Raw genomic sequence first — 24,892 nt, 5'->3', positions numbered from 1 at the left:
TCCCATGAGCACTTCGTCTTCGCTGTCCTCCCCGATCCGGCTGGGCACCCGCCGCAGCGCGCTCGCACAGGCGCAGTCCGGTCACGTCGCCGCCGCCCTCGAGAAGGTGTCGGGTCGCCGCGTCGAGCTCGTGCCGATCACGAGCGAGGGCGACACGAACCGTGCGTCTCTGTCGGAGATCGGCGGCCAGGGCATCTTCGCCACTCGGCTGCGCGAGGCGCTTCTCGCCGGTGAGTGCGACTTCCTGGTGCACTCGCTCAAGGACCTCCCCACGGCGATCCCCGAGGGGCTGACCATCGCGGCGACTCCGCCGCGCGTCGACGCGCGCGACGTCGCCATCACCCGCGGGGGTACGCCTCTGCACGAGCTCCGCTCCGGCAGCACCGTCGGCACCGGTTCGCCGCGTCGCATCGCGCAGGTCGGCATCCGCGCTCCGCATGCGCAGGTCGTCGACATCCGCGGAAACGTCGATTCGCGGCTCGCGAGGGTGGAGTCGGGCGAGCTGGATGCCGTGATCCTCGCTGCGGCGGGCTTGACGCGGCTGGGCAGCGACTCCCCGTTGCATCGCGAGGAGCTCGGTCTCGCGGAATGGCCGACGGCACCGGGGCAGGGCGCTCTTGCGGTGGAGACGCGATCGGATGCTCCGACCGAGCTGCTCGAGGCACTCGGCGCCCTCGACGATCTCGACACGAGACTCGCGGTGACCGTCGAGCGCGCGGTGCTCGAGGGTCTGGATGCCGGATGTCAGGCGCCGATGGCCGCTCACGCTGTCCTCTCCGGCGACGAGATCCGCGTCAGGACGGTCGTGTATGCGCCCGACGGCGACCGCCGGATCGGGCTCGACGTCACCGAGTCGCTGAACGGGGAGTATATTCGTCGGAACGGCAGTGGCAATGGTGCGGATGCTGCCGATGGCGCAGACCCGATGCACGCAGCGCGCGAGCTCGGGTTGACTCTTGCCCGTCGGCTGCTCGAACAGGGGGCGGCTGACCTCGTCTCCCGAGAGCATTCTTCATGACTGATTCGAAGCAGGACCGACCGCTGAGCGGATGGCGCATCCTCGTGCCCCGCGGCGGACCGTGGGGCGATGGCGTCGCCGCGAGTCTGCGCGCCCAGGGGGCGGTTCCCGTGGTGGCACCCCTCATCAACTTCGCGCCGACGACCGATCAGGCGGCGCTGGATGTGGCGCTCGCTCAGCTCGCCGACGGCGTGTACGACTGGCTGACCGTCACGAGCGCGACGACCGTCGATGTGATGTTCGCTCATCGCGCCGTCGTGCCTCGCAGCACGAAGATCGCCGCGGTGGGCGAGACGACCGCCGCCGCTCTGCAGGCGGTCGGATATGAGGTCGCGCTCGTCCCCGACCAGGACAACTCCGCGGAGGGGATGGCGGAGCAGCTGATCGCGCTCGAGACCGCGCCGCGCCGCATCCTCGCCCTGCGCAGCGAGATCGCGAAGCCGGTGCTGAGCGTGTTGCTGCAGGAGGCGGGACACGATGTCGACAGCGTCGTCGCGTACCGCACGGTGGGTGTGCCGGTCACCGATCGCATCAAGCGCGATGTCGAGAACGGGCGCATCAACGCGATCCTCATCACGAGCGGGTCGGTCGCCGCCCAGGTGCGCGAGCAGTTCCCTGAGATCCCCGACGACACACTGCTCGCGGCGATCGGGCCGCGTACAGCGCGGGATGCCGACAAGGCCGGCCTTCCGATCACGGTCATCGCAGACCGGCAGACGGTGGATGCCCTGATCGAGGCCGTGTCGAGCTTCACGCTTCCGCACGCGGCGGACGAGTTGGCGCCATGAGCTTTCCCGATGTGAGGATGCGCCGGCTGCGTCAGTCGCCGGCGATGCGCGGTCTCGTTCGTGAGACCTCCGTGGAGCCGCGCCAGCTCGTGCTCCCGCTGTTCGTTCGCGAGGGGCTGACCGAGGCGCAGCCGATCGGTTCCATGCCCGGGGTCGCTCAGCACTCGCTGGATTCCCTCCGGGCGGCCGCGACGGATGCCGCGGAGGCCGGTGTCGGCGGCGTGATGCTGTTCGGCGTCCCGGCGGTGCGCGACGCGCGCGGATCGGGAGCGGACGACCCGAAGGGCGTTCTCAACGTGGCTACCGAGGCGCTGGCCGCGGAGGTCGGCGACGCGCTGGTCGTGCAGACCGACCTGTGCCTCGACGAGTTCACGGATCACGGACACTGCGGCGTGCTCGCGGCGGACGGCTCGGTGGACAACGACGCCACCCTCGAGCGGTACACGTCGATGGCTCTCTCGCAGGCACGCGCCGGCTCGCAGCTGCTCGGCCTCTCCGGGATGATGGACGGCCAGGTCGCCGTGATCCGACAGGCGCTCGACGCGGAGGGGTTCACCGACACGCTGCTTCTGGCGTACGCCGCGAAGTATGCGAGCGCGTTCTACGGTCCGTTCCGCGAGGCGGTGGACTCGCAGCTGCGCGGCGACCGCCGCACGTATCAGCTCGATCCGGGCAACCGCCGAGAGGGTGTGCGCGAGGCCGTCGTAGACGAGCAGGAGGGAGCCGACATCGTCATGGTCAAGCCGGCGATGGCCTTCCTCGATGTGCTGCGCGAAGTGCGCGACACCGTGCACGTGCCCGTGTGGGCGTACCAGGTGTCCGGTGAGTACGCGATGATCGAGGCGGCTGCGGCAAACGGCTGGATCGATCGTCGCGCGTCGATCCTGGAGTCGTTGCTGTCGATCCGCCGGGCGGGCGCGGACGCCGTGCTCTCGTACTGGGCGACCGAGGCCGCGCGCTGGCTGCGCGGCTGACTGTTCGCGATCCGCTTCCGTCGCCGGGCGACCGCGTGCACCTGAGTCCGGTGCCCAGGCACCCGGGCTAGCCTGGAAGATGCCGGTGCCTGCCGTGCGACGTCCGAGGAGTGTGCTGTGACTGACCGCAATGACGACCTGTTCTCCGCTGCCCGTGCGGTGATCCCCGGTGGTGTGAATTCGCCGGTGCGGGCGTACGGTTCGGTCGGCGGAACGCCGCGGTTCCTCGCGTCGGCGCACGGCGCCCGCGTGACGGACGCCGCCGGCGTGGAGTACGTCGATCTGGTCGCCTCGTGGGGCCCCGCGCTGCTCGGGCACGCCCACCCCGAGGTCGTCGCCGCTGTGCAGGAGGCCGCTGCCCGCGGACTGTCGTTCGGCGCCCCCACCGAGGGGGAGGTCGAGCTCGCGGAGCTGATCGCGGGTCGTGTGCGGGTGGGTGACGCCGCTCCGATCGAGCGCGTGCGGCTGGTGTCGACGGGCACCGAGGCGACGATGACGGCGATCCGGCTCGCGCGAGGGGCGACGGGCCGCGACCTGCTCGTGAAGTTCGCCGGTCACTACCACGGACACTCCGACGGACTGCTCGCGGCCGCGGGTTCGGGCGTCGCGACGCTCGCTCTGCCCGGTTCCGCAGGCGTGCCTGCGCCGATCGCCGCCCAGACGCTCGTGATCGACTACAACGACCGCGCGGCGCTGGAGGCGGTGTTCGCCGAGCACGGCGAGCGCATCGCGGCAGTCATCGTGGAGGCCGCCGCCGCGAACATGGGTGTCGTGACGCCGGAACCGGGGTTCAACCGCTTCCTCGCCGACATCGCGCACCAGCACGGCGCGCTGCTGATCCTCGACGAGGTGCTCACCGGATTCCGTGTGCACCCCGCGGGGTATTGGGGTCTCCAGGCCGAGGCGGGCGAGGACTACCGACCCGACATCATCACGTTCGGCAAGGTCGTCGGAGGTGGAATGCCCCTCGCCGCCCTCGGTGGACGAGCCGACGTCATGGACATGCTCGCCCCGGTCGGTCCGGTCTACCAGGCCGGCACGCTCTCGGGGAACCCGCTGTCGGTGGCGGCAGGCCTCGCGACCCTGCGGCTCGCGACCCCCGAGGTGTACGCGAGGGTGGACGCTGCCTCCGCGCGCGTCGCTCGCGCGCTCGATGCGGCACTGACGGACGCCGGTGTGACGCACGCGATCGCCCACGCAGGAAGCCTCTTCAGCGGGTCGTTCCGCGACGGCGCCCCGCGGGACTACGTGCAGGCTCAGGCGCAGGAGTCCTTCCGTTACGCCCCGTTCTTCCACAGCATGCGCGAACAGGGCGTCGCGCTGCCGCCGAGCGTCTTCGAGGCCTGGTTCCTCACTGCCGCTCATGGCGAGGACGAGCTGCAGCGCATCGAGGCGGCGCTTCCGGCTGCCGCCGCGGCTGCTGCGGGCGCCCGCCCGGCGAGCTGACACGCTGACGTGAGCCATCACACGAACATCACTCGTCGTTGCGGCGAATCCCGATAGCTTCGGCCCGACGGACTGAGCCAGTCGATCGTGCCGTCCGGCAGCTGTCGCGCCGACCAGCGATGGTCATCGGCGATGTCCGGATGCTTGAGCGAATGGTGCCCGCGGCAGAGGTGCGCGAGATTGTGGACGTCCGTGCGCCCGCCCTTCGCGTGGTCGCGGGTGTGATCGATGTCGCATCGATGCAGCGGCATTCTGCACCCGGGAAAGCGGCAGTGCTGGTCGCGCGCCCTCAGGAAACGTCGCATCGGCTCAGTCGGTGTGTACGTGTCGGTCTCGGTGACCAACCCGCCCGCGTCGAGGAAAAGGCGCGACCAGCCGAGGTTCCGCCCGGCGAGGTCACGGGCGTGGTCGGGGTGCAGCGGTCCGTATCCGTCGAGCTCGGCGGGTCGTTCGTCGAGCCCGGCGAGCGTCGTCGCCGCGATCGTGACCTGGATGCGTCCCCGGATGTTGTCGAGCCCGGGGCCGTTCGCCGGACTGGGCTCGGCTGCGAGCAGCAGGTCGGTCAACAGGTCGGCGCGCACCTGGTCGATCGTGCGCGAGTCCGCGGAGACGGGACCCTCGTCGCAGTCGTACCGGAAGCGGTGACCCGAGCTGGCGGTGGCGAAGTCGGTGGCGGAGTCGATGTCGGTGTCCGCGTCGCTCGAGGGCGCGAGGCGCCCGGGATCAGTCGTGAACGTACCGTCAGCGAAGATCGCCGTCCGATCGAGCGAATCGAGGCGGGGCCCGATGCCCCGATCGCCTCCCGAGGCGTACGCCTCAGGAGTCTGCCGCGCCGCCACCACTCCGCGGGCGAGTTGCGTGAGCCGATCCATGATCGCGGCGGCGAGGTGCTCGGGCAGCACGACGGTGAGCAGTGCCAACCCGTCGTCCACCGGCCGCATCGTCACGGCTCTCTCTGATCGCGAGCGCGCATGCCGCTCGACCACCGTGCCGCCTGCCAGCGCAGCGGCGAGGCGCTTCACGTGAACGGCGGTGCGGGCCGGCGTCTCCGATTCCGCCACGACGCGAGCGGCCGTGTCGAAGGTGGCGAGAGCCGCGGCATCCGCTCGTTTGTTGTTGATGGCCTCGCGGACGATCCCGCTCGCTCGCACGATCTCCCGCACGTGCGCAGCACTGATCGTGCCCGCTCGGAACGCGGCCAGGACATCGGGTTGACCCTGCTCGAGGAAGGCGGCGTCAGTGAAGGCGAAGTCCATCGTGCCGTGCGCGATGCGCCCCGCCGCGGCGTACTCCGCGACCATCGAGCGCTCGATGATCGTGCGGTGCAACGGCTGCTCGGCGGCATCCGCCTTCATCAGTCGCATGCGCTCGGCCAACAGATGCGAGGCCTGGGCTTCGAGTATGGCTATCTGACGTCGTGTCTCCAGCCAGGCATCGAGCAGATCGGAGGGGCCGATGTCGATCGTCGAAGTGGAAGCCATGTCTCGACTTTAGTATCTTTGTTCGAATATCGAGCAGAACATCGGAATGGAGCAAAGAGCGTATGACGGTCGCACACAACGGATCGTTGCGGTCCTGTGAAGAAGACGCAGCCAACTGGCAGGGCACCGCTGGCAGACTGGACGCATGGTGACGTTGCTGCTGGACCAGACGCAACTCGAGGTCGTGCTCTCGCCGATCGAACGAGCAGCGAGCTTCCACCGTGACAACCTGCGGATCGTGCGTGAGACCATCACCAAGGTCCAGCTCACCGACGACGCCTGGACATGGCTGCGCGGCGTCCCGAACCCCGGGACGCACATCCCGGGGATCCTCGCCGCCGGAACGTGGAAGGCCGCCGGCAGCACCGATTTCGTGCTCATCCGTCGCCATCGTCCGAGCGTCGTGATCGACCTCGACGGCGACGAGCAGTTCCGGCGCCTGATCCTGACGACGCGTCACGGCCTCTCCCTCACGCAGGCGCTGCGCCTCCCGGTCTCCGAGGAGCCCGCCGACGTCGAGGAGATCGTCGCCACGGCGCCCACGCCGGTGTCGAAGCCGCGCAAGCGTCCGGTCATCCGCCCCCGTCCCGCCTGAGGGCTCAGACAGAAGAATGCCTCCCCGCTGATCGGCGGGGAGGCATTCCACTGTCACGCGGGCGAGGCGCGTTCAGTCGTGTCGGTGCTCGTGCTCGCCCTCGTGGTGCTCGTGCTCACCCTCCTGCTGCGCACCCTCGCCCTCACGTCCGGCGTCGGCTTCCACGTCCTCGCTCGGCGCCCAGGCGGGAACCTGATCGATCACTCCGGTGGCCGCGACGGACCACTGCGTGTCGCCGTCGGCAGCTTCGCTCTGCCCCTCCGCGGTGGACGCGTCACCGTGCGGGTAGTCCCGCGGCTCGTCCTCGTAGTACGCGCGCGCGGCCGCCGCGAGCATCGAGCTCACCGCAGCCGAACGTGGGTCGGTGCCGTCGTCGGCCCGCTCGCCGGACTCCTCGTCGGCCCGCTCGCCGGACTGGTCGTCGGCCCGCTCGCCGGACTCGTCGCTGATCTGCTCGTCAGGCTCAGCGGCAGCGGCGACGTCGTCCGAATCACCCGCCGCGCCGAGGCCCGCGAAGACCTCGACGCCCGATTCCGGGGATCCGTCGGCGGCCTCGTCTTCCGCCGCACCCGCCTCGATCTGCGTCGATCCGGCGCCGAAGAGGATGTCGTCGAAGGAAGGGCCCCCCTCGATGTCGGCCTCCGGCGCGTCGCTCGTAAGCGTCGCCTCGTCGACGACGTCAGATGCGGGCTCGGCCTCCGTGACGGGCTCGGCGTCCGCGTCCGTGGACGCACCTGCATCCGTCTCCGCAACGGCGAGCGGCTCAGCATCCGCCTCTGCGACGGTCTCGACATCGCCGGAAACGGGCTGGGCATCCGCGTCAGCACCGCCGGTGACCTCGCCCGCAACGACGTACTCGGATGCCGCGACGGCGGCGCGAGGCTCGAGCGTGCCGCCCCGCACGAGTTCGATGAAGACGTCTTCGAGGGTCGGTCCGCGCTGCACGAGCGTGGTCAGGGCGATCCCGGCTGATGCGGCGACCGCGCCGACCCTGGCCGCGTCGCCCCCGCGCGCGCGGAGTCCCGACCGGAGAACCTCGATCTGGAATCCGGCCTCGAGCAACGCCGTCCGCAGCGCCGCGCGGTCGGCGGCGTCGACGACCACGGAACCGGCCGACGGATCCGCGAGCTTCTCGATGCCGCTCGAGAGCATCAGATGCCCCTTCGAGAGGACGAGAACGTTATCGGCGACCTGCTCGACCTCGCTCAGGACGTGCGAGGAGACGAGCACGGTGCGCCCCTCGTCGGCGAGACGACGCATGAGCAGGCGCATCCAGCGGATGCCCTCGGGGTCGAGTCCGTTGGCCGGCTCATCGAAGACGAGGGCGCCGGGGTCGCCGAGCAGAGCGTGGGCCACGCTGAGGCGCTGTCGCATGCCGAGCGAGAAGCTGCCCACGCGTCCCTCGGCCTCGTTCTCGAGCCCGACGAGCGCGAGCACTTCGCCGACGCGGGCGAGGGGGATGCCGTTGGCCTTCGCCGCCATCGTGAGCAGCCGCGCTGCGCTGCGCCGAGGGCGGTACGACGTCTCCTCCAGCACGGAGCCGATCGTGCGCAGCGGGTGCCGCAGCTCCGAGTAGGCGACGCCGCCGATGGTGGCGCTTCCGCTGGTGGCGCGGACCTGACCGAGCAGGATGCGCAGCGTCGTGGTCTTCCCGGCGCCGTTCGGGCCGAGGAAGGCCGTGACGGCTCCCGGCTCGATCCGTGCGGAGAAGTCGGACACCGCCGTCACGTCATTGAAGCGCTTCGTCACGCGCGTGAACTCGAGCACCTGTCCGTCGGGCATCCGCGACCTCTCGTTGCAATGGGCAGTTCCGTCTATCCTGCCGGAAAAGCCGTCCGATCGCGTATTTACCGCACGATCCTGTGCGAAGGCAAGGGCGAATCGAGCGGGTAGCCTGGCACGCGTGACCGATTCCACCCCTGCGCCCCGGGTCCTCGTCCGCACGGAGGGGGCGCTGGGGCGGCTCACCCTCAACCGCCCCGAGGCGATCAACGCGCTGGACCCCGGGATGATCGATCTGCTCACCGAGGCACTCGAAGCCTGGCGCCATGACAGCGACGTGCAGATCGTGATGATCGACGGTGCGGGCGACCGCGGGATGTGCGCGGGCGGCGACGTCCGTGCTCTGTACTCGCAGATCGTGGCCGGCGACACCGACGTCACCGCGGAGTTCTTCCGCTCCGAGTACGCTCTCGACGCGCTGATCGCTGAGTACCCGAAGCCCGTCGTGACGATCGCGGACGGGATCACCATGGGCGGTGGCATCGGTCTCTCCGGGCACGCGGCGATCCGCATCGTGACGGAGCGCTCGAGGCTCGCGATGCCGGAGACGCGCATCGGGTTCACGCCGGACGTCGGCGGCACCTGGTTGCTCAGCCGCATGCCGGGGCGACTCGGCGAGTACTACGGCCTGACGGGGTCGACGATGGATGCCGCAGACGCGGTGCTGCTCGGATTCGCCGACCACATGGTCCCCTCCGATCGCCTCGATGCCCTGCGGGAGGCCCTCGCCTACCGCGCCGACCCCACCGGCCCGTCCGAGATCGTGCTGCTCTTCGACGAGACGCCCGATCCCTCGCCAGTTCCGGCGTCGCGCGCGTGGATCGACGACGCGTTCTCGGCCGACACGGTCGCCGGGATCGTGCAGCGCCTGCGGGCGCGCGAGGAGCAGGATGCCGCGGCCACGGCCGATCTGCTCGAGGGTCTCGCGCCGACCGCGCTGGCCGTGACCCTGGAGGCCGTGCGCGAGGCGCGGGCGATGAACGGGCTGCGGGACGCCCTCGCCGGCGAGTACCGCCGGGTCATGTGGTTCGTGATGCAGCACCCCGACCTGGTCGAGGGCATCAGGGCCCAGGTCGTCGACAAGGATCGCAACCCGAAATGGCGGCCGGGGTCCATCGCGGATCTGCCGGAGGACGCGGGGGCCGATGCGCGTGCATACACCCCGGAGCGTGCTCTGTTCTGAGGTCGCCTCCGCGCGGCCGCTTGTTCGTCGCGGTGCAAGAAGTACGCGGTATCGGCCCGCCGGTTCGCTGTGAGCGAAGGTCCTCGCGGAGGGGCCTACGAATGTCGGCGGTTCGTGGCACTCTTGCTTGTGCGCGATCGTCGGCCCGCGTCCGCCCGCCGGGAGATCCGCCGCGTCATCCTTCCTAGAAAGTCCGCCTGTGCTGGGAAAAATACTCGTCCGCTATCTGTCCCGATATAAGTGGCTGCTCCTGGTCGTCCTGGTGTTCCAGTTCGCCAGCGCTCTGGCCACCCTCTATCTGCCGCGTCTGAACGAAGACATCATCAACAAGGGCGTCGCCCTCTCCGACACGGCCTACATCTGGCGCACCGGCCTCTTCATGCTCGCGGTGTCGCTCGGCCAGATCATCGCCTCGATCATCGCGACCTATTTCGCGGCCCGCGCCGCCATGGGTGCCGGTCGCGACATCCGCTCCGACGTGTTCGGCAAGGTCAGCGGCTTCTCCGAGCGCGAGGTCTCGCAGTTCGGCGCCGGCTCCCTCATCACCCGCAACACGAACGACGTTCAGCAGGTGCAGATGCTCGCGATGATGGGCGCGACCATGCTCGTCACCGCACCGCTGCTGGCGATCGGCGGCATCGTCTTCGCCATCCAGACGAACGTCGGGCTGAGCTGGCTGATCGCCGTCTCGGTGCCGCTGCTGCTCATCGTCGCCGGTCTGGTCGTCAGCCGGATGGTGCCGCTCTTCCGCAGCTACCAGGGCAAGCTCGACGCCGTGAACCGGGTGATGCGCGAGCAGCTGACCGGAGTGCGGGTCGTGCGCGCCTTCGTGCGCGAGCGCATCGAGGAGGAGCGCTTCCGCGAGGCGAACACCGACATCATGGTCGTCGGTCGCAGGGTCGGCTCGCTGTTCGTGCTGCTCTTCCCGCTGTTCATGCTCATCCTGAACGTGACGGTCGTTGCGGTGATCTGGTTCGGCGGCATCGAGGTCAACGCGGGCACGGCCCAGGTCGGCACCATCTTCGCCTTCATGCAGTACATCGGTCAGATCATGGGCGGCGTCATCATGGCCAGCTTCATGGCGATCATGATCCCGCGCGCCGCCGTCTCGGCGGAGCGCATCGGCGAGGTGCTCGAGACCGAGTCGAGCATGTCCCGGCCTATCGACGGTGTCACGGCGTTCGACGAGCCCGGTGCGGTCTCGTTCGACGACGTGTCGTTCACCTATCCGGGGGCCGACGCCCCTGTCCTCTCGGGCATCAGCTTCGGTGCGCGGCCCGGAGAGACCGTGGCGATCGTCGGCTCGACCGGCGCCGGCAAGACGACCCTCGTCTCGCTCATCCCTCGGCTGTTCGACGTCTCCGGCGGTGCGGTGTACGTCGGCGGCACGGACGTGCGCGAGGCGGACGTCGAGTCGCTGTGGGCATCGATCGGTCTGGTACCGCAGCGCCCGTTCCTGTTCACGGGCACGGTCGCGTCGAACCTGCGCTATGGCCGAGAGGACGCCACGGACGAGGAGCTCTGGCAGGCGCTGGATATCGCCCAGGGCCGCGACTTCGTCGAGGACATGCCCGACAAGCTCGAGTCCCGCATCTCCCAGGGCGGCACGAACGTGTCCGGCGGTCAACGTCAGCGTCTCGCCATCGCTCGGGCGATCGTTCGGCAGCCGCAGATCCTCGTCTTCGACGACTCGTTCTCCGCACTCGACCTCACCACGGATGCGAGGCTGCGGCAGGCGCTGTGGCGAGAGCTGCCGCACGTGACGAAGATCGTCGTCGCGCAGCGCGTGTCGACCATCACCGACGCCGACCGGATCGTGGTCCTCGAAGGAGGAACGATGGTGGGTGTCGGCACGCACGAGGAACTTCTCGAGACGAGCGACACGTATCGCGAGATCGTCGAGTCGCAGCTGGGGGTGGACGCATGAGCGACCAGAAGCCGCAGAGGGCACGGCGCGAGCGCAGAGGCGCTTCGGCGGCCCCCGTCGTCGAGCGCGAGCTCACCGACGAGGAGAAGTACGAGGCGGAGCTCGCGGAGAAGGCCCGCCAGGACGGCGGCGGCTGGGACAGCGTCGCGCCGGGCAAGGCCGACAACTTCGGCAAGAGCTTCGGGCGGATGATCGGGCTGCTCAAGCCCTCGGCCGTCTGGTTCGTCTTCGTGTCGGTGCTCGGAGCGATCGGCGTCGTGCTGACGGTGGCAGCGCCCAAGGTGCTCGCCGAGGCGACGAACCTCATCTACACCGGCTTCATCGCGAATCAGCTCGCTCAGTCGCAGGGCGACTTCCCCGGATTCCCGGCGGGGACCCCGAAGGCAGAGGTCGTCGAGCAGCTGCGCTCGTTCGGACAGGACGACTTCGCGAACCAGGTCGCCGCTCTGCACGACTTCCAGGTCGGGGCCGGTATCGACTTCGACGCGCTGCGATGGATCATCGCCGCCGTGCTCGCGATCTACATCGCCGCGGCGTTCCTCAGCTGGGTGCAGGGGTACGTCATCAACGTGATCATGGTCCGCACCATGTGGCGCCTGCGCGAGCGCGTCGAGGCGAAGATCAACCGCCTGCCGCTGTCGTACTTCGACAAGGTGCAGCGCGGCGATCTGATCTCGCGCGTGACGAACGACATCGACAACATCACGCAGACGATGCAGCAGTCGCTGTCGGGCGCGCTCACGGCGGTCCTGACCGTGGTCGGCGTGCTCGTGCTGATGTTCTCGATCTCCTGGCAGCTGGCTCTCGTCGCTCTCGTCGCGCTGCCTCTCATGGGAGTGATCTTCGGCGTGATCGGTCCGCGTTCGCAGAAGGCCTTCGGCACGCAGTGGCGCAAGGTCGGTCGCCTCAACGCCCGCGTCGAGGAGTCGTTCTCGGGCCACGCACTCGTCAAGGTCTTCGGTCGCGAGCAGGACGCGCTGCAGAAGTTCAAGGACGAGAACGAAGAGCTCTTCCAGGCGAGCTTCAAGGCGCAGTTCCTGTCGGGCATCATCATGCCGGCGATGACCTTCGTCGGCAGCCTCACCTACGTCGGCATCGCGGTGCTCGGTGGCCTGATGGTCGCCAGCGGTCAGCTCCGCATCGGCGACGTGCAGGCGTTCATCCAGTACTCGCAGCAGTTCACACAGCCGCTCTCCGAACTCGGAGGCATGGCTGCGGTCGTGCAGTCCGGCACGGCGTCTGCCGAGCGGGTGTTCGAGCTGCTCGACGCCGACGAGCAGGAGGCGGACGCGAAGGACGCGCCGCCGTTCGCGGAGGGCAGGGGCGTCATCGAGTTCGAGAACGTGCAGTTCTCCTACGCGCCGGACCGGCCACTCATCACCGATCTGTCGTTCCGCGTCGAGCCGGGGCAGACGGTCGCGATCGTCGGTCCGACCGGGGCCGGGAAGACCACGCTCGTGAACCTCATCATGCGGTTCTACGAACTCAGTGGTGGTCGGATCACCCTCGACGGGCAGGACATCTCGGAGATCACCCGCGACGAGCTGCGGTCGCGCACCGGCATGGTGCTGCAGGATCCATGGCTGTTCGCGGGCACGATCCGCGAGAACATCCGCTACGGACGCTCCACGGCGACCGACGAGGAAGTGCTCGAGGCCGCCAAGGCCACCTACGTCGACCGGTTCGTCCACGCGCTCCCCGAGGGCTACGACACCATGCTCGACGAGGACGCCTCGAACGTCTCGGCCGGTGAACGTCAGCTCATCACGATCGCGCGGGCATTCGTCGCCCAGCCGTCGATCCTCATCCTCGACGAGGCCACGTCGGCGGTCGACACGCGAACCGAGCTGCTGCTGCAGAACGCGATGGCGGCGCTTCGTCAGGGTCGGACGTCGTTCGTGATCGCGCACCGTCTCTCGACGATCCGAGACGCCGACCTCATCCTCGTGATGGAGCACGGCGACATCGTCGAAAAGGGCACGCACGACGAGCTCATCGCTGCGCAGGGTGCATACTGGCGTCTCTACCAGTCGCAGTTCGAGCAGGCGGCGACCGACATCGACGCCGAGGACGCTCTCACGGGCTCGACGCCGGTCGTCGTCAGCGGTGAGGCGGAAGAGGTCTCAGCCGCGCAGGTGGGCGCGACTGTCGGAGCGCAGCAGCCTCTGTCCGAGGTCTCTGCCGCCAAGGCGGTCGTCGAAAGGCCGGACGGCGAGTCCCACGCCTGAGCTCAGGCACGCGAGAGCGCCGCGTCCCTTCGGGGCGCGGCGCTTCCGCGTCTGCGGGGCAACAGCCGTCCGCGCTCGACCGCGGCTCGCAGTTGGCCCCTGACGTCGCAATGAGCGCGAGATTCCCGCGCTAGGTGCCACCTCAAGGGCAGGATGCTGGTCGTCAGCGCTGTGCTTCGCTGATGCCGAACAGCTCGAACGGATGCGTGAGTCGCCACCACGGATCCGGTCCCTCGACGTCGGCGTCGAGGTTGAGCGGCGTGACGACCGAGTCGAGGGGACCCGCCACCAGCAGCGTTCCGACCTCATCGCCGTCGTCCCGGTGGTCGCCCAGATCGAACGTGGGGGTGCTCTGCGCTCCCGCACCGTTCCACAGCACGACGTCGGAGTCTTCGGCCGTGACGATGTCGATCGTCGTGCCCCACAGCGTGGTGACGGTGCCGACGACCGTCCCCTTCGGCACCGCCGGCTCCTGGGCGGCGATCGCAGCCTCGACCTGGGCGAACAGCGCGCGCGTTTCGGACAGCCGCTGCTCGTCGTCGGATTGACCGAGCACCGCAGCGTACATCCGCACGGTGGTGTCGTCGACCGTGATGTCCTTCGCCGTCAGCAGGTTCCAGCTCTCGCCGAGGGTTCCGGTCTTCACTCCGACGACGCCGGCATCCGCCAGCATCCCGTTCGTGTTCACGACTGTTCCCGCTCCGGGCAGGTCGACCGACGTCGTGCTGACGATGCTCGCGAACACGGGATTCTGCATGGCGCGCTCCGCGAGGGCGACGAGCGCTTCGGGCGTCGCAGTGTTCCGGGCATCGAAGCCCGAAGGGGTCACGACGGTGATGCCCTCGAGGCCTCGGTCGCGAAGCCACACCTGCGCCGCGGAGGCGAAGGCCGCCTCCGTTCCCCAGATCTCGCGCGCAAGCCGGTCGATGTAATTGTTGGCCGACCCCAGGAGCGTGCCCTGCAGCAGCTGATACTCCGTGAGCGTGCCCCCGACGGGCACGTCGAGCGCCGACTGATCAGAGCGCCGGTACTGCCAGTAGGAGAGATTGTCGGCGCGGGTGAACGCGAACTCCGGCCCCTGCTCACCGGGCTGCAGTGGCATCTTGTCGAGCACCATGAGGCTCGAAACGACCTTCGTCACGCTCGCGATCGCGGCGGGATCCAGCGTCGATGCTGTCGTGTTGATGCCGCCGACGCCGACCGCGGCGCTTCCCTGCGCGGGCCAGAGGATGCCGGCGGCCGGGGCGGCCGTCGATGCGAACTCCGTGGCCTGAACCGTCGGGGGGATCTCGTGCAGCGGCCACAGCATCGTCGCCCCCGCGTACGTCGCGACGAGGCCGACGAGCACACCGATCGGCACGAGCACCCCGGCGGATGCTGCCCGGGAGCGAAGGCGTGCGCCCCGCATGATCGCGCTCGCGGCATCCGGTTCCGCATTTGCGGTCAGCGACGGCACCGTCGTCGCCTCCGCGACGGCCGACGCATCGACCCAGGTGAGTGCGGTGGCGCCCGTTCCATCCTCCGCCCAGCGCGCCTCCGGGGCTCCGTCGATGTCTCGCATGCCGAGCTCGTCCAGGCCGTCGCGATCCGCCGACGGGGCGGGACGCGTCAGCGCGGGCGTCGCCTCGCTCGCGGTCGCGGGAGGTGCGACGGAGGTGGCCTCGGCGGAGTCTGGAGCGGTCACCCCCTCACGGTAACCGAATCACCGACGAGATCCGTGGTGCGGAGGGCGGAGGCGACACAAGTGTCGGACGACTCGGTATGATCATCAGCACAACCACGGGAGTCCGGCGAGCCGGGCTGAGAGGGAGCGAATCGCGCTTCGACCGTCGAACCTGATCTGGGTCATGCCAGCGCAGGGAGGAGCATTCAATGAGCACATCCACGTCCGGATCCGCCGCCACTGCGTCCGCCAAGGGCCTCGGTCGTCCGGGGCTCTGGCGCTGGCGGGTCGTCGACATCGTCGTCGCCAGCGTCATCGCTGTCGCCTGTGCGCTGATCTTCCTGCTGTGGAACGTCGGCTACGAGGTTCCCAGCAGCCTCTTGAAGCCGCTCCTGCCGGGCGTTCAGGGTCTGCTGGCGGGGCCATGGCTCATCGCGGGCGTGCTCGGCGGACTCATCATCCGCAAGCCGGGTGCCGCGCTCTACACCGAGCTCGTCGCAGCGGTCATCTCCGCCCTGGTCGGCAACGCGTGGGGGCCGCTCACGATCGTCTCCGGCATCGTGCAGGGCCTCGGGGCAGAGCTGGTTCTCCTCGTCTTCCTCTACGGCGTCTGGCGCCTCCCGGTCGCGATGCTCGCGGGCGCGGGCGCCGGTCTCGCCTGTGGCATCAACGACCGCATCCTGTGGTACGCGGGCGCCGACACTCTCTTCACCGTCGTCTACATCGTGTCGACGACCGTCTCGGGCGCGGTCATCGCCGGTCTCGGTGGCTGGTTGATCGCGCGAGGGCTCGCCGCCACGGGTGCCCTCGGCCGGTTCGCCGCCGGCCGCGAGGTCACCGCACGGGTGTGACGACCGCCGCACGGCCGGCCGAGCTCGAGGCGCGCGGCTGGGGGTGGCGGTACGCCACGCGACAGCGGTGGGCGGTGCGCGATGTCGAGCTGCGCATCGAGCCGGGGGAGCGGGTACTGCTGCTCGGCGCCTCCGGGTCGGGAAAGTCGACTCTGCTGCAGGGACTCGGCGGTGTTCTCGGCGGAGCGGACGAGGGCGAGACCCTCGGCGAGCTGCTCGTCGACGGGCAGGCGCCGGTCGACGCGCGCGGACGGGTCGGCATGGTGCTGCAGGACCCCGACACCCAGACGATCCTCGCCCGGGTCGGCGACGACGTCGCGTTCGGCTGCGAGAACCTCGGCGTCCCGAGAGATGAGATCTGGCCGCGGGTACGCGAGGCCCTGGATGCCGTGCAGCTCGACGTCGCGCTCGACCGTTCGACCGCGGCTCTGTCGGGCGGGCAGAAGCAGCGACTCGCACTGGCCGGCGTGCTCGCGATGCGCCCTGGTGCGATCCTGCTGGATGAACCCACCGCGAATCTCGACCCCGACGGGGTGAGAGAGGTGCGGGATGCCGTCGGCGCGGCGCTCGATCGCACCGGTGCGACGCTCGTGGTGATAGAGCATCGCATCGACGTCTGGCTGCCGCTCGTGACCAGGGTCATCGTGCTCGGCGCGGGCGACGACGGCACGATCGTGCTGGCCGACGGCAGTCCCGAGGTCGTGCTGGGGGCGCGGGGCGCCGAGCTCGCGGCATCCGGCGTCTGGGTGCCGGGCCACCCGCCCGCGCTCCCGCCCGCGCCCCTCTCCGGGCCCGGTGAGACGCTCGTCGAGGCCCGCGCCGTGCAGGTGTCGCGCCGACGGGGGCTCCCCGTGGCGGGGCCCCTCGACCTCTCTGTGCGCGCGGGCGAGGTTTTGGGCATCAGCGGACCGAACGGCGCGGGCAAGTCGACCCTCGGGCTGACCCTGGCCGGGCTGATCCCCGCCGAAGCGGGCACCGTGCGGGCCACGCCGACGCTCGCAGACGGCGAGTCCTCAGATCCGCTCGGCTGGTCATCGCGAGCGCTGCTGACGCGCATCGCGACGGTGCTGCAGACCCCCGAGCACCAGCTGCTCGCCAAGACCGTGAGAGAGGAGCTCGCTGTCGGTCCCCGCGCGCTGCGGCTCGCGCCGGCCGAGATCGCGGCCCGTACCGACGACCTCCTCGACCGACTGCGACTCCGCACTCTCGCGGATGCCAATCCCTACACGCTGTCCGGCGGGGAGAAGCGGCGACTGACGGTGGCCGCCGCGATGGCCACACGCCCGCGGATGCTCGTGCTCGACGAGCCCACCTTCGGTCAGGATGCGGTGACCTGGGCAGAGCTCGTCGCCCTGATCGCCGCTCTCCGCGACGAGGGCGCCGCGATCGTCGCGATCAGTCACGACGAGGCCGTGCTCGACGCGCTGCACGCTCGTCGGATCGAGGTCGGGCGATGATCGACCCGCTCACCGCCCGCGTCGAGCGAAAGGGGCCCATCGCGCCGCGCTCCGCGCTCGCCAAGCTCGGCGCCGCGCTGCTCATCGCACTGCCGCTCGTGCTGACGATCGATGTCGTCTCGGCATCCGTCGCCCTGCTGCTCGAGATCCCGCTGCTGGTGCTCGCCGGTCTGCGGGCCCGGGAGTTCTGGCTCCGTACCGCCGTGCTGTGGATCGCCGCGCCGCTCAGCGCGGTGACGATCGCCCTGTACGGCGCGACGAGCGGCACGGTGCACTTCGAGTGGCTCGTGATGCGGGTGAGCGACGGGTCGCTCGCGCTCGCCGCCGCGACGGCGGTACGCGTGCTCGCGATCGGCCTCCCGGCCGTGGTGCTCTTCGTGACGGTCGACCCGACCGACCTCGCCGATGACCTCGCCCAGCGCCTGCGCCTGCCGGCACGGTTCGTGGTCGGTGCGCTCGCCGGGATGCGGATGCTGGGCCTGCTCGCCGACGACTGGCGCGCCCTGGCTCTGGCCAGGCGGGCTCGCGGCGTCGCCGACGAAGGCCGGGTGCGCCGAGCGTTCGGCATGGCGTTCGCGCTGTTCGTGCTGGCGATCCGCCGTGGTTCGTCGCTCGCCACGGCGATGGAGGCGCGAGGATTCGGCGGTAGGGGCACGCGTTCCTGGGCGCGCCCGTCGAGGTGGGACCGGGGCGACACCGCGCTCGTCCTCGTGGCGGCGGTCATCCCCGTGGTCGCGATCGGTGTCGCCGTGCTCACGGGGGCGTGGAACTTCATCCTCGGCCCGACGGCCTGAACGGCGACGTTCCCGTTGCGCCCGGCATCCCGATATTCAGCTTTCTCATAGCGAGCGCACCCGCGCATTCGCTACCATCGACGTAACCCAAGGGGAGTACTCCGACACGGGTGGCTCGTCATTACGGATGTCCCTGCATCCCGGGTCCCCGGTCCTCGGTCGAGGATGGAGAAGACCTTGGCGTGGACCCTGTCGCGCCATCTCTCGGAGACCCCTGTGAACATCACCCCCCTCGTCTGGATCATCACGATCCTCGTCACGATCGCCTTCTTCGTGTACGAGTTCTTCGCGCACGTCCGCAAGCCGCACGAGCCCACGGTCGGCGAGTCCGCCCGGTGGTCGGCCTTCTACATCGGACTCGCGCTGCTGTTCGGCGTCGGCATCGGCATGGTGTCCGGGTGGAAGTTCGGCGGCGAGTACTTCGCGGGCTACCTCACCGAGAAGGCGTTGTCGATCGACAACCTCTTCGTGTTCCTCATCGTGATGGCCGGGTTCGCGGTGCCGAAGATCTACCAGCAGAAGGTGCTGATGATCGGCATCGTGATCGCGCTCATCATGCGCGGCGCGTTCATCGCCGTGGGCGCGACGCTCATCGAGAACTTCTCCTGGATCTTCTACCTGTTCGGCGCCCTGCTGCTGGTACTCGCGTACCGTCAGGCGTTCGTGAGCGGCGACCACAACCCCGCCGACGGCCGCTTCATGCGCTTCGTGCGCCGCATCCTTCCCGTGAGCGACGAGTACGACGGCGACCGCCTCACGGTCGTCAAGGCGGGGCGCCGCTTCGTGACGCCGATGTTCCTCGTCATCATCGCGATCGGCTTCGTCGACCTCATCTTCGCCGTCGACTCGATCCCCGCCATCTACGGTCTGACGGAGGAGGCGTACATCGTCTTCACCGCCAACGCGTTCGCTCTCATGGGTCTGCGCCAGCTGTACTTCCTCATCGGTGGTCTGCTCGAGCGCCTCGTGTACCTCGCGCAGGGTCTCGCCGTGATCCTCGCCTTCATCGGCGTCAAGCTCGTGCTGCACGCGATGCACGTCAACGAGCTGCCGTTCATCAACGGCGGCGAGCCGATGCTGTGGGCCCCCGAGATCCCGATCTGGTTCTCGCTCGTGTTCATCGGCGCGACGATCGCCGTCGCGACCGTGGCGAGCCTCGCCAAGACCCGCCGCGACGACCGCCGCGCCGCCCTCGACTCCTCTTCCGCAGGCACTCCCGCCGACACCACCCCTCGCACAGACAAGGAACCCTCGTGAACCAGTCGCGCCGCTCCGACGCGTCCGCAGACCCTGACAGACCCGGCGCCCGAATGACCTCGGGCACCCACGCACCGCAGAGGTCGGCCCGATGATGGGCGACCTGCTGTGGAACATCGCTCTCGTCCTCGTCTTCGTGCTCGTCGGCGGCGTCTTCGCCGCGACGGAGATGGCGCTGGTGACGCTGCGCGAGAGCCAGATCAACGCGATCGCCGCCCGTGGGCGCCGCGGCGCGAAGGTCGCGGGCCTCGCGCGCAACCCGAACACGTTCCTCTCGGCCGTGCAGATCGGCGTCACCGTGGCCGGCTTCGCGTCGGCCGCCTACGGCGCCACCTCGATCGCGCCGTCGGTCGCGCCGCTCCTGCAGTCGCTTGGACTCGACGAGCAGCTGTCGTTCACGCTCGCGACCGTCATCCTCACCCTGCTGATCGCGTACCTGTCGCTCGTGCTCGGCGAGCTCGTGCCGAAGCGTCTGGCCATCCAGCGCAACGCGCAGTTCGCCTACGCCGTGGCCCCCGTGCTCGACGGCTTCGCGACCGTGATGCGTCCGGTGATCTGGCTGCTCTCTGTCTCGACCAATGCGCTGGTGCGCCTGCTCGGAGGCGATCCGCACAAGACGGCCGACGAGCTGAGCGAGGAGGAGCTGCGCGACATCGTCGCGACGCATCAGAGCCTTCCCGACGATGAGCGCCGCATCCTCGACGACGTGCTGTCGCTGCGCGACCGTCAGGTCAGCGAGGTCATGCGACCCAGGCCCGAGGTCGTCGCGCTCGACGGCACCGCCACGATCGCCGAGTCGATGGCGCAGGTCACCGAGCTGCCGTTCTCGCGGTACCCCGTGGTCGACGCCTCGATCGACGACATCGTCGGCTTCGTGCACGTGCGCGACCTGTTCGAGGCGGCGGTGGCCGACCCCTCTCGCACCGTGCAGAGCCTCGCGCGTCCCGTCGAGTACCTGCCGTCGACCGCGCGGGTGCTACCGACGCTCACCCGGCTGCGTGCGGCCGGTCACCACATCGCCGTCGTCGTCGACGAGTACGGCGGCACCGACGGCATCGTCACTCTCGAGGACCTCGTGGAGGAGGTCGTCGGCGAGATCTTCGACGAGTACGACACCGAGGACCGCATCCCCGCGGCGGGCGGCTCGCTCGACGGCCGCCTCAATCTCGGGGACTTCGCCGAGATCACCGGCATCGCGCTGCCGCGCGGCGCGTCGGACACGGTCGCGGGCTTCGTGACCGAGATGCTCGGCCGCCTCGCGGTGGTGGGCGACTCGGTCGAGGTTCCCGGCGCGACGATCCGCGTGACCGCGGTGGATCGTCGACGCATCTCCGAGATCCGGGTCGTGCTGCACGACGAGTCGGACGCGTCGGGCGAGGCCTCCGCCGAGAACGCTCCCGTCTGATCCCGACCGCTGCCGGCGGCTCAGGTCTCGTTCCAGAGCCGCCGGTAGTAGTCGATCCTCGCGCGGTCGGGCTCCACGCCGTACGCCTCGATCAGCGCATCCTCCCACCCCGGGCCGAAGTTCCATGCGGTGCTCATCGAGGCGACCGCGATGTCGGCCCAGCGGTCGGCGACGCCGAGCGCGGCGAGGTCGACATGGCCGAGTGGCCGGCCGTCGTCGTCGAGCAGCGTGTTCGGCACGCAGGCGTCGCCGTGGCACGCCACGAGCACGTCGACGGGCGGGGGAGTGCGGAGGTGGTCGGGAACCCGGATGCCGCGCGCCGCCGCGTTCGCGATGCGCGACGCAGGGTCCCACGACCACGGGCACTCCGCGACGGGGAGGGCGTCGTGCAGTTCTCGAAGGCCGCGGCCGACGGCTCGCACCGCCGTCTCCGGATCGGCGACCCAGCGCGGGTCCACCGCGCTGCGGCCGGGGAGCGCCGCCGTCACGAGCCATTCGTGCGCGGCATCCTCTCCCTGGTCCAGGACCTCGGGAACCGTCGTCCAGCGCCGAGCCCATCGCATGCGCTCCGCCTCGTCGCGCATGTTCGCCTCGAGGTCGTGCGGGCCCCACTTGATGAACCGGCCGTCGTCGGTGCGAAACGTCACCCCGCCGAGCGAGTTCCGCCACACCGGGGTGAGCGCGGCGCCGGCGGCGAGCGAGCTGACGATCTCGGGCACCGGCAGCGCCGCCTCGGGGATGCTCATGCGTCCATCCTCGCGTCTGCGTTCGAGGCTCGGATCCGCCGCGCCGGGTGTCGTAGGCTCGGACCGATCGACGGCGCGACGCCGCGATCGGGATGACACCGGGAATCAGTTAGGCTGAGACCGAGTCGCACACGTTCGAAGGGGAACCGCATGCAGATCCAGGGATCCAGCGCTCTCGTCACCGGCGGCGCGTCGGGCCTCGGCCTCGCCACCGCACGGGCGCTCGCCGCCGACGGGGCCGTGGTCACGGTCCTCGACCTCCCGTCGTCCGCCGGCGCGGAGATCGCCGAGGAGCTCGGGGGCGTCTTCAGCCCCGGCGACGTGACGAACGCCGAGGATGCCGCAGCCGCCGCCCGCGTCGCACAGGACGCCGCCCCGCTGCGCATCGTCGTGAACTGCGCGGGCATCGCACCCCCGGCCAAGGTGCTCGACCGCGAGGGCAACCCGGCCGTGCTCGCCGACTTCGAGCGCATCGTGCGCATCAACCTCGTCGGCACGTTCAACGTGCTCTCGCAGGCCGCAGCCGTCATCGCGAAGAACGACCCCGTCGAGGGCGGTGACCGCGGCGTGATCGTGAACACCGCGAGCGTCGCCGCGTTCGACGGTCAGATCGGGCAGCCCGCCTACTCGGCGTCGAAGGGCGGCGTCCACGCGATGACCCTTCCGGTCGCGCGCGAGCTCGCCCGCTACGGCATCCGGGTCTGCACGATCGCCCCGGGCATCATGGAGACGCCCATGCTGATGGGGCTGCCCCAGGAGGCCCAGGACTCGCTCGGCACTCAGGTGCCGTACCCCTCTCGGCTCGGCCGTCCCGACGAGTACGCATCCCTCGTTCGACAGATCATCGAGAACGGCTACCTCAACGGCGAGACGATCCGCCTCGACGGCGCGATCCGCATGGCGCCGAAGTGACCGCCCTGCCGTCTTTCGAATCGCGCGCTTTGCCCGAATCGAGGCGGCATAACTGCAATCCAAGCGATTCGAAACGGGAAGGTGGGCGATGAGCGCACTGGCAGGCAAGACCATCCTCATGTCGGGGGGCAGCCGCGGCATCGGCCTCGCGATCGCCCTGCGTGCCGCGGCCGACGGCGCGAACATCGCGATGCTCGCGAAGACCGACTCCCCGCATCCGAAGCTCGAGGGCACCGTGCACACCGCGGCCGAGCAGATCCGCGCGGCGGGTGGGCGGGCGCTGCCGATCGTCGGCGACGTCCGTGACGACGACGACATCACCGAGGCCGTGCTGAAGACCCAGGGCGAGTTCGGCGGCATCGACATCGTGGTCAACAACGCCAGCGTCATCGACCTCTCGCGGTCGCTCGAGCTCGGAGCCAAGAAGTACGACCTCATGCAGGACGTCAACGTGCGCGGCACCTTCATGCTGTCGCGCGCGGCGATCCCGATGCTCAAGGATGCCGAGAACCCGCACATCCTCTCGCTCTCGCCGCCGCTGAACCCGACGCCGAAGTGGCTCGGTGCGCACACCGGCTACACGCTCGCGAAGTTCGGCATGACCATGGTCACGCTGGGGCTCGCGGCGGAGTTCGCCCGCGACGGCATCGCCGCCAACACCCTCTGGCCGCGCACGACGATCGCGACCGCGGCCGTGCAGAACCTGCTCGGCGGCGACAAGGTCATGGCCGCGAGCCGCACCGCCGACATCTACGCCGACGCGGCGTACTCGGTGCTCACCAAGCCCGCGGGCGAGTACACGGGACAGACGCTCATCGTGGAGGACGTGCTCGAGTCCGACGGCGTCACCGACTTCACGCGGTACGCGGCGGTCCCGGGCACGCCCGACGACCGGCTCTTCCCCGACATCTTCCTGGACTGACGAGGGGGACGGGCGAGCTACCCCCGGGCTCCGTCAGAACAGCAGGTAGACCGCGCCGACCACCGTCAGGGTGATCACGATGCGGTCGAACAGCACCTGATCGAGTCGCTTCGCCACGAGCAGGCCGAGCAGCGCGCCGATCACGACGAGCGGGGCGAGCGCGGCATCCATCAGCAGCACCGGCGGATGGAAGAGGCCGAGTCCGGCCAGGAACGGCACCTTCGTGACGTTGATGATCGCGAAGAACCAGGCCGACGTGCCGAGGAACACCTGCACCGGTGTGCGGGTGGCGAGGAAGTACATCGACATCACGGGTCCGCCGGCGTTCGCGACCATGGTCGTGAAACCGCCGAGAGTGCCGTAGGTACCGGCGAGCAGGATGCCGCCGCGCGGCGTCTCCTGCACCTCTCGCCGACTCTGCCGCCAGCGCCGCCACAGCGTCACCGCGATCATGAGCAGCAGGATCACGCCGATCGCCCGGCGCACGATGCCGTCTCCCGCGACCGCGAGGAACGCGAAACCGACGAGGAGCCCCGCGACGACCGCGGGCGCGAGGCGCAGCAGCGTGGGCCAGTGCGCGTGACGGCGATACGCGAGGATCGCGAACACGTCACCGACCATGAGCAGCAGCAGCATCGCCGCGGTCGACGTGCGCGCGGGGAGAACGGTCGCGAACAGCGCGATCGCGAGGATGTTCGCCCCGGGCAGCGCGGTCTTCGAGATGCCGATCGTGACGGCCGCGACGCCGAGCGCGACCCATGCCCAGGGTTCGAGTGCGGGCACGGTCAGGCTCCGACCGTCGGACGGGTCAACTCCGCGCGTTCGCGAGAGACGAGGCGAAGCGCGCGGCGCGCTGCTCGATGTCGGCCCAGTCGGAGTTCTTTATCGACGCGCCGTTCGCGAGGTCGCCGCCGGCGCCGACAGCCACCGCTCCCGCGCGGAACCAGTCGGCGAGGTTGTCGGGCGTGACACCGCCGGTCGGCATGAGCGGTGCGTCGGGGAACGGCCCGCGCAGCGCGCCGAGGTACGAGGGGCCGCCGAGCGAGGCGGGGAAGATCTTCACCACGTCGACGCCCAGCTCGAGTGCGCCCATGACCTCCGTGGGCGTCATGGCACCGGTCATGACGACGCGACCGGTGTCGAGCATCGCGCGGGTGAGCGCAGGCAGGGTGCCGGGGCTGACCAGGAACTCGGCACCGGCGTCGGCCGCGGCGGTCGCCTGCTCGGCGGTGGTCACGGTGCCGGCTCCGACGTAGGCGGCGTCGCCGTGGCGGGCGATGAGCTCGCGGATGACGGCGGGAGCATCGGGGGTCGAGAACGTGACCTCGATGCCGGTCACCCCGCCGCGGATGATCGCCTCAGACGCCTCCAGCGCGAGCTCGGGCGAGGGAGCCCGGAGAACGGCGAGGACGCCGGTGGCGCGGGCACGGTCGAGACGGTCGGGCATCGGGGCTCCTTCGGTG

The 24,892-nt window shown here is 69.9% G+C and carries 21 protein-coding genes and 1 riboswitch; of the genes, 15 read left to right on the top strand and 6 right to left on the bottom strand.

Annotation, left to right across the window (positions count from 1 at the left end; genetic code table 11):
• The first annotated feature begins 22 nt into the window (after positions 1-22).
• The 4 genes from hemC to M3195_RS14075 all read left to right on the top strand — a co-directional run bounded on the left by hemC (position 23) and on the right by M3195_RS14075 (position 4,226).
• The gene (hemC, locus tag M3195_RS14090) at positions 23-1,018 is read left to right on the top strand and encodes a hydroxymethylbilane synthase (protein WP_374209330.1); all 996 of its coding nucleotides are present in this window, start codon (positions 23-25) and stop codon (positions 1,016-1,018) included.
• A complete protein-coding gene (locus M3195_RS14085; protein WP_096714557.1) occupies positions 1,015-1,806 on the top strand; it encodes a uroporphyrinogen-III synthase in 792 nt (263 codons plus the stop codon). The genes hemC and M3195_RS14085 overlap by 4 nt, the downstream gene beginning before the upstream one ends.
• A complete protein-coding gene (hemB, locus tag M3195_RS14080; protein ID WP_251588534.1) occupies positions 1,803-2,780 on the top strand; it encodes a porphobilinogen synthase in 978 nt (325 codons plus the stop codon). The genes M3195_RS14085 and hemB overlap by 4 nt, the downstream gene beginning before the upstream one ends.
• A gap of 117 nt (positions 2,781-2,897) precedes the next feature.
• Positions 2,898-4,226, top strand: coding sequence for a glutamate-1-semialdehyde 2,1-aminomutase (locus tag M3195_RS14075; protein WP_251588533.1), 1,329 nt, complete (start codon positions 2,898-2,900; stop codon positions 4,224-4,226).
• Between the two features lie 17 nt (positions 4,227-4,243).
• Here M3195_RS14075 and M3195_RS14070 read toward each other — a convergent pair whose 3' ends face one another.
• The gene (locus M3195_RS14070; protein WP_251588532.1) at positions 4,244-5,707 is read right to left on the bottom strand and encodes an HNH endonuclease signature motif containing protein; all 1,464 of its coding nucleotides are present in this window, start codon (positions 5,705-5,707) and stop codon (positions 4,244-4,246) included.
• A 145-nt stretch (positions 5,708-5,852) separates the two neighbouring features.
• Between M3195_RS14070 and M3195_RS14065 the strand changes: the two genes are divergently transcribed.
• Positions 5,853-6,302, top strand: coding sequence for a hypothetical protein (locus M3195_RS14065; protein ID WP_251588531.1), 450 nt, complete (start codon positions 5,853-5,855; stop codon positions 6,300-6,302).
• Between the two features lie 72 nt (positions 6,303-6,374).
• Here the strand turns inward: M3195_RS14065 and M3195_RS14060 are convergent, their stop codons facing one another.
• The gene (locus tag M3195_RS14060) at positions 6,375-8,084 is read right to left on the bottom strand and encodes an ATP-binding cassette domain-containing protein (RefSeq protein ID WP_251588529.1); all 1,710 of its coding nucleotides are present in this window, start codon (positions 8,082-8,084) and stop codon (positions 6,375-6,377) included.
• A gap of 121 nt (positions 8,085-8,205) precedes the next feature.
• Between M3195_RS14060 and M3195_RS14055 the strand changes: the two genes are divergently transcribed.
• The 3 genes from M3195_RS14055 to M3195_RS14045 all read left to right on the top strand — a co-directional run bounded on the left by M3195_RS14055 (position 8,206) and on the right by M3195_RS14045 (position 13,422).
• Complete coding sequence (locus tag M3195_RS14055; protein WP_251588527.1) at positions 8,206-9,267, top strand: enoyl-CoA hydratase/isomerase family protein; 1,062 nt, start codon at positions 8,206-8,208, stop codon at positions 9,265-9,267.
• Positions 9,268-9,466: 199 nt separating this feature from the next.
• The gene (locus M3195_RS14050) at positions 9,467-11,194 is read left to right on the top strand and encodes an ABC transporter ATP-binding protein (RefSeq protein WP_251588525.1); all 1,728 of its coding nucleotides are present in this window, start codon (positions 9,467-9,469) and stop codon (positions 11,192-11,194) included.
• Positions 11,191-13,422, top strand: coding sequence for an ABC transporter ATP-binding protein (locus M3195_RS14045; protein ID WP_251588524.1), 2,232 nt, complete (start codon positions 11,191-11,193; stop codon positions 13,420-13,422). Before M3195_RS14050 ends, M3195_RS14045 begins: the two co-directional genes overlap by 4 nt.
• 163 nt (positions 13,423-13,585) lie before the next feature.
• Here the strand turns inward: M3195_RS14045 and M3195_RS14040 are convergent, their stop codons facing one another.
• Positions 13,586-15,106: a D-alanyl-D-alanine carboxypeptidase family protein gene (locus M3195_RS14040; protein WP_251588523.1), complete on the bottom strand. Its 1,521-nt coding sequence runs from the start codon at positions 15,104-15,106 to the stop codon at positions 13,586-13,588.
• 85 nt (positions 15,107-15,191) lie between these two features.
• A riboswitch (TPP riboswitch) is annotated at positions 15,192-15,301 on the top strand.
• On the opposite strand from M3195_RS14040, the gene M3195_RS14035 reads away from it, so the two are divergent.
• The 5 genes from M3195_RS14035 to M3195_RS14015 all read left to right on the top strand — a co-directional run bounded on the left by M3195_RS14035 (position 15,295) and on the right by M3195_RS14015 (position 20,849).
• Positions 15,295-15,936 (top strand): ECF transporter S component, encoded by a 642-nt coding sequence (locus tag M3195_RS14035; RefSeq protein ID WP_251588522.1) that lies wholly within the window; start codon positions 15,295-15,297, stop codon positions 15,934-15,936. Its footprint overlaps the riboswitch before it by 7 nt.
• A 74-nt stretch (positions 15,937-16,010) precedes the next feature.
• Positions 16,011-17,393: an ABC transporter ATP-binding protein gene (locus tag M3195_RS14030; protein ID WP_374209329.1), complete on the top strand. Its 1,383-nt coding sequence runs from the start codon at positions 16,011-16,013 to the stop codon at positions 17,391-17,393.
• Entirely contained in the window at positions 17,390-18,187 is a 798-nt protein-coding gene (locus tag M3195_RS14025) for an energy-coupling factor transporter transmembrane component T family protein (RefSeq protein WP_251588519.1), read from the top strand. Before M3195_RS14030 ends, M3195_RS14025 begins: the two co-directional genes overlap by 4 nt.
• A gap of 216 nt (positions 18,188-18,403) precedes the next feature.
• A complete protein-coding gene (locus M3195_RS14020) occupies positions 18,404-19,444 on the top strand; it encodes a TerC family protein (protein ID WP_251588517.1) in 1,041 nt (346 codons plus the stop codon).
• Between the two features lie 91 nt (positions 19,445-19,535).
• A complete protein-coding gene (locus M3195_RS14015) occupies positions 19,536-20,849 on the top strand; it encodes a hemolysin family protein (protein ID WP_251588513.1) in 1,314 nt (437 codons plus the stop codon).
• A gap of 20 nt (positions 20,850-20,869) precedes the next feature.
• On the opposite strand, the gene M3195_RS14010 is transcribed toward M3195_RS14015, so the two are convergent.
• Positions 20,870-21,595 carry an aminoglycoside 3'-phosphotransferase gene (locus tag M3195_RS14010; protein ID WP_251588510.1) on the bottom strand — a complete coding sequence of 242 codons (726 nt, stop codon included), beginning with the start codon at positions 21,593-21,595 and terminating at the stop codon, positions 20,870-20,872.
• A 150-nt stretch (positions 21,596-21,745) separates the two neighbouring features.
• On the opposite strand from M3195_RS14010, the gene M3195_RS14005 reads away from it, so the two are divergent.
• Complete coding sequence (locus tag M3195_RS14005; RefSeq protein ID WP_251588508.1) at positions 21,746-22,507, top strand: SDR family NAD(P)-dependent oxidoreductase; 762 nt, start codon at positions 21,746-21,748, stop codon at positions 22,505-22,507.
• An 88-nt stretch (positions 22,508-22,595) separates the two neighbouring features.
• On the top strand, positions 22,596-23,429 hold the full coding sequence (locus M3195_RS14000; RefSeq protein ID WP_251588499.1) for an SDR family oxidoreductase: 834 nt from the start codon (positions 22,596-22,598) through the stop codon (positions 23,427-23,429).
• Between the two features lie 33 nt (positions 23,430-23,462).
• Here M3195_RS14000 and M3195_RS13995 read toward each other — a convergent pair whose 3' ends face one another.
• Together M3195_RS13995 and M3195_RS13990 are read right to left on the bottom strand one after the other, a co-directional pair.
• Complete coding sequence (locus M3195_RS13995; protein WP_251588497.1) at positions 23,463-24,212, bottom strand: sulfite exporter TauE/SafE family protein; 750 nt, start codon at positions 24,210-24,212, stop codon at positions 23,463-23,465.
• A gap of 25 nt (positions 24,213-24,237) precedes the next feature.
• Complete coding sequence (locus M3195_RS13990; RefSeq protein WP_251588495.1) at positions 24,238-24,876, bottom strand: bifunctional 4-hydroxy-2-oxoglutarate aldolase/2-dehydro-3-deoxy-phosphogluconate aldolase; 639 nt, start codon at positions 24,874-24,876, stop codon at positions 24,238-24,240.
• Positions 24,877-24,892 lie beyond the last annotated feature (16 nt).

The sequence above is a fragment of the Microbacterium hydrocarbonoxydans genome (assembly GCF_023715885.1).
In the GTDB taxonomy this organism is placed as follows: domain Bacteria; phylum Actinomycetota; class Actinomycetes; order Actinomycetales; family Microbacteriaceae; genus Microbacterium; species Microbacterium hydrocarbonoxydans_C.
This window is presented reverse-complemented; position numbering and strand designations above follow the sequence as displayed.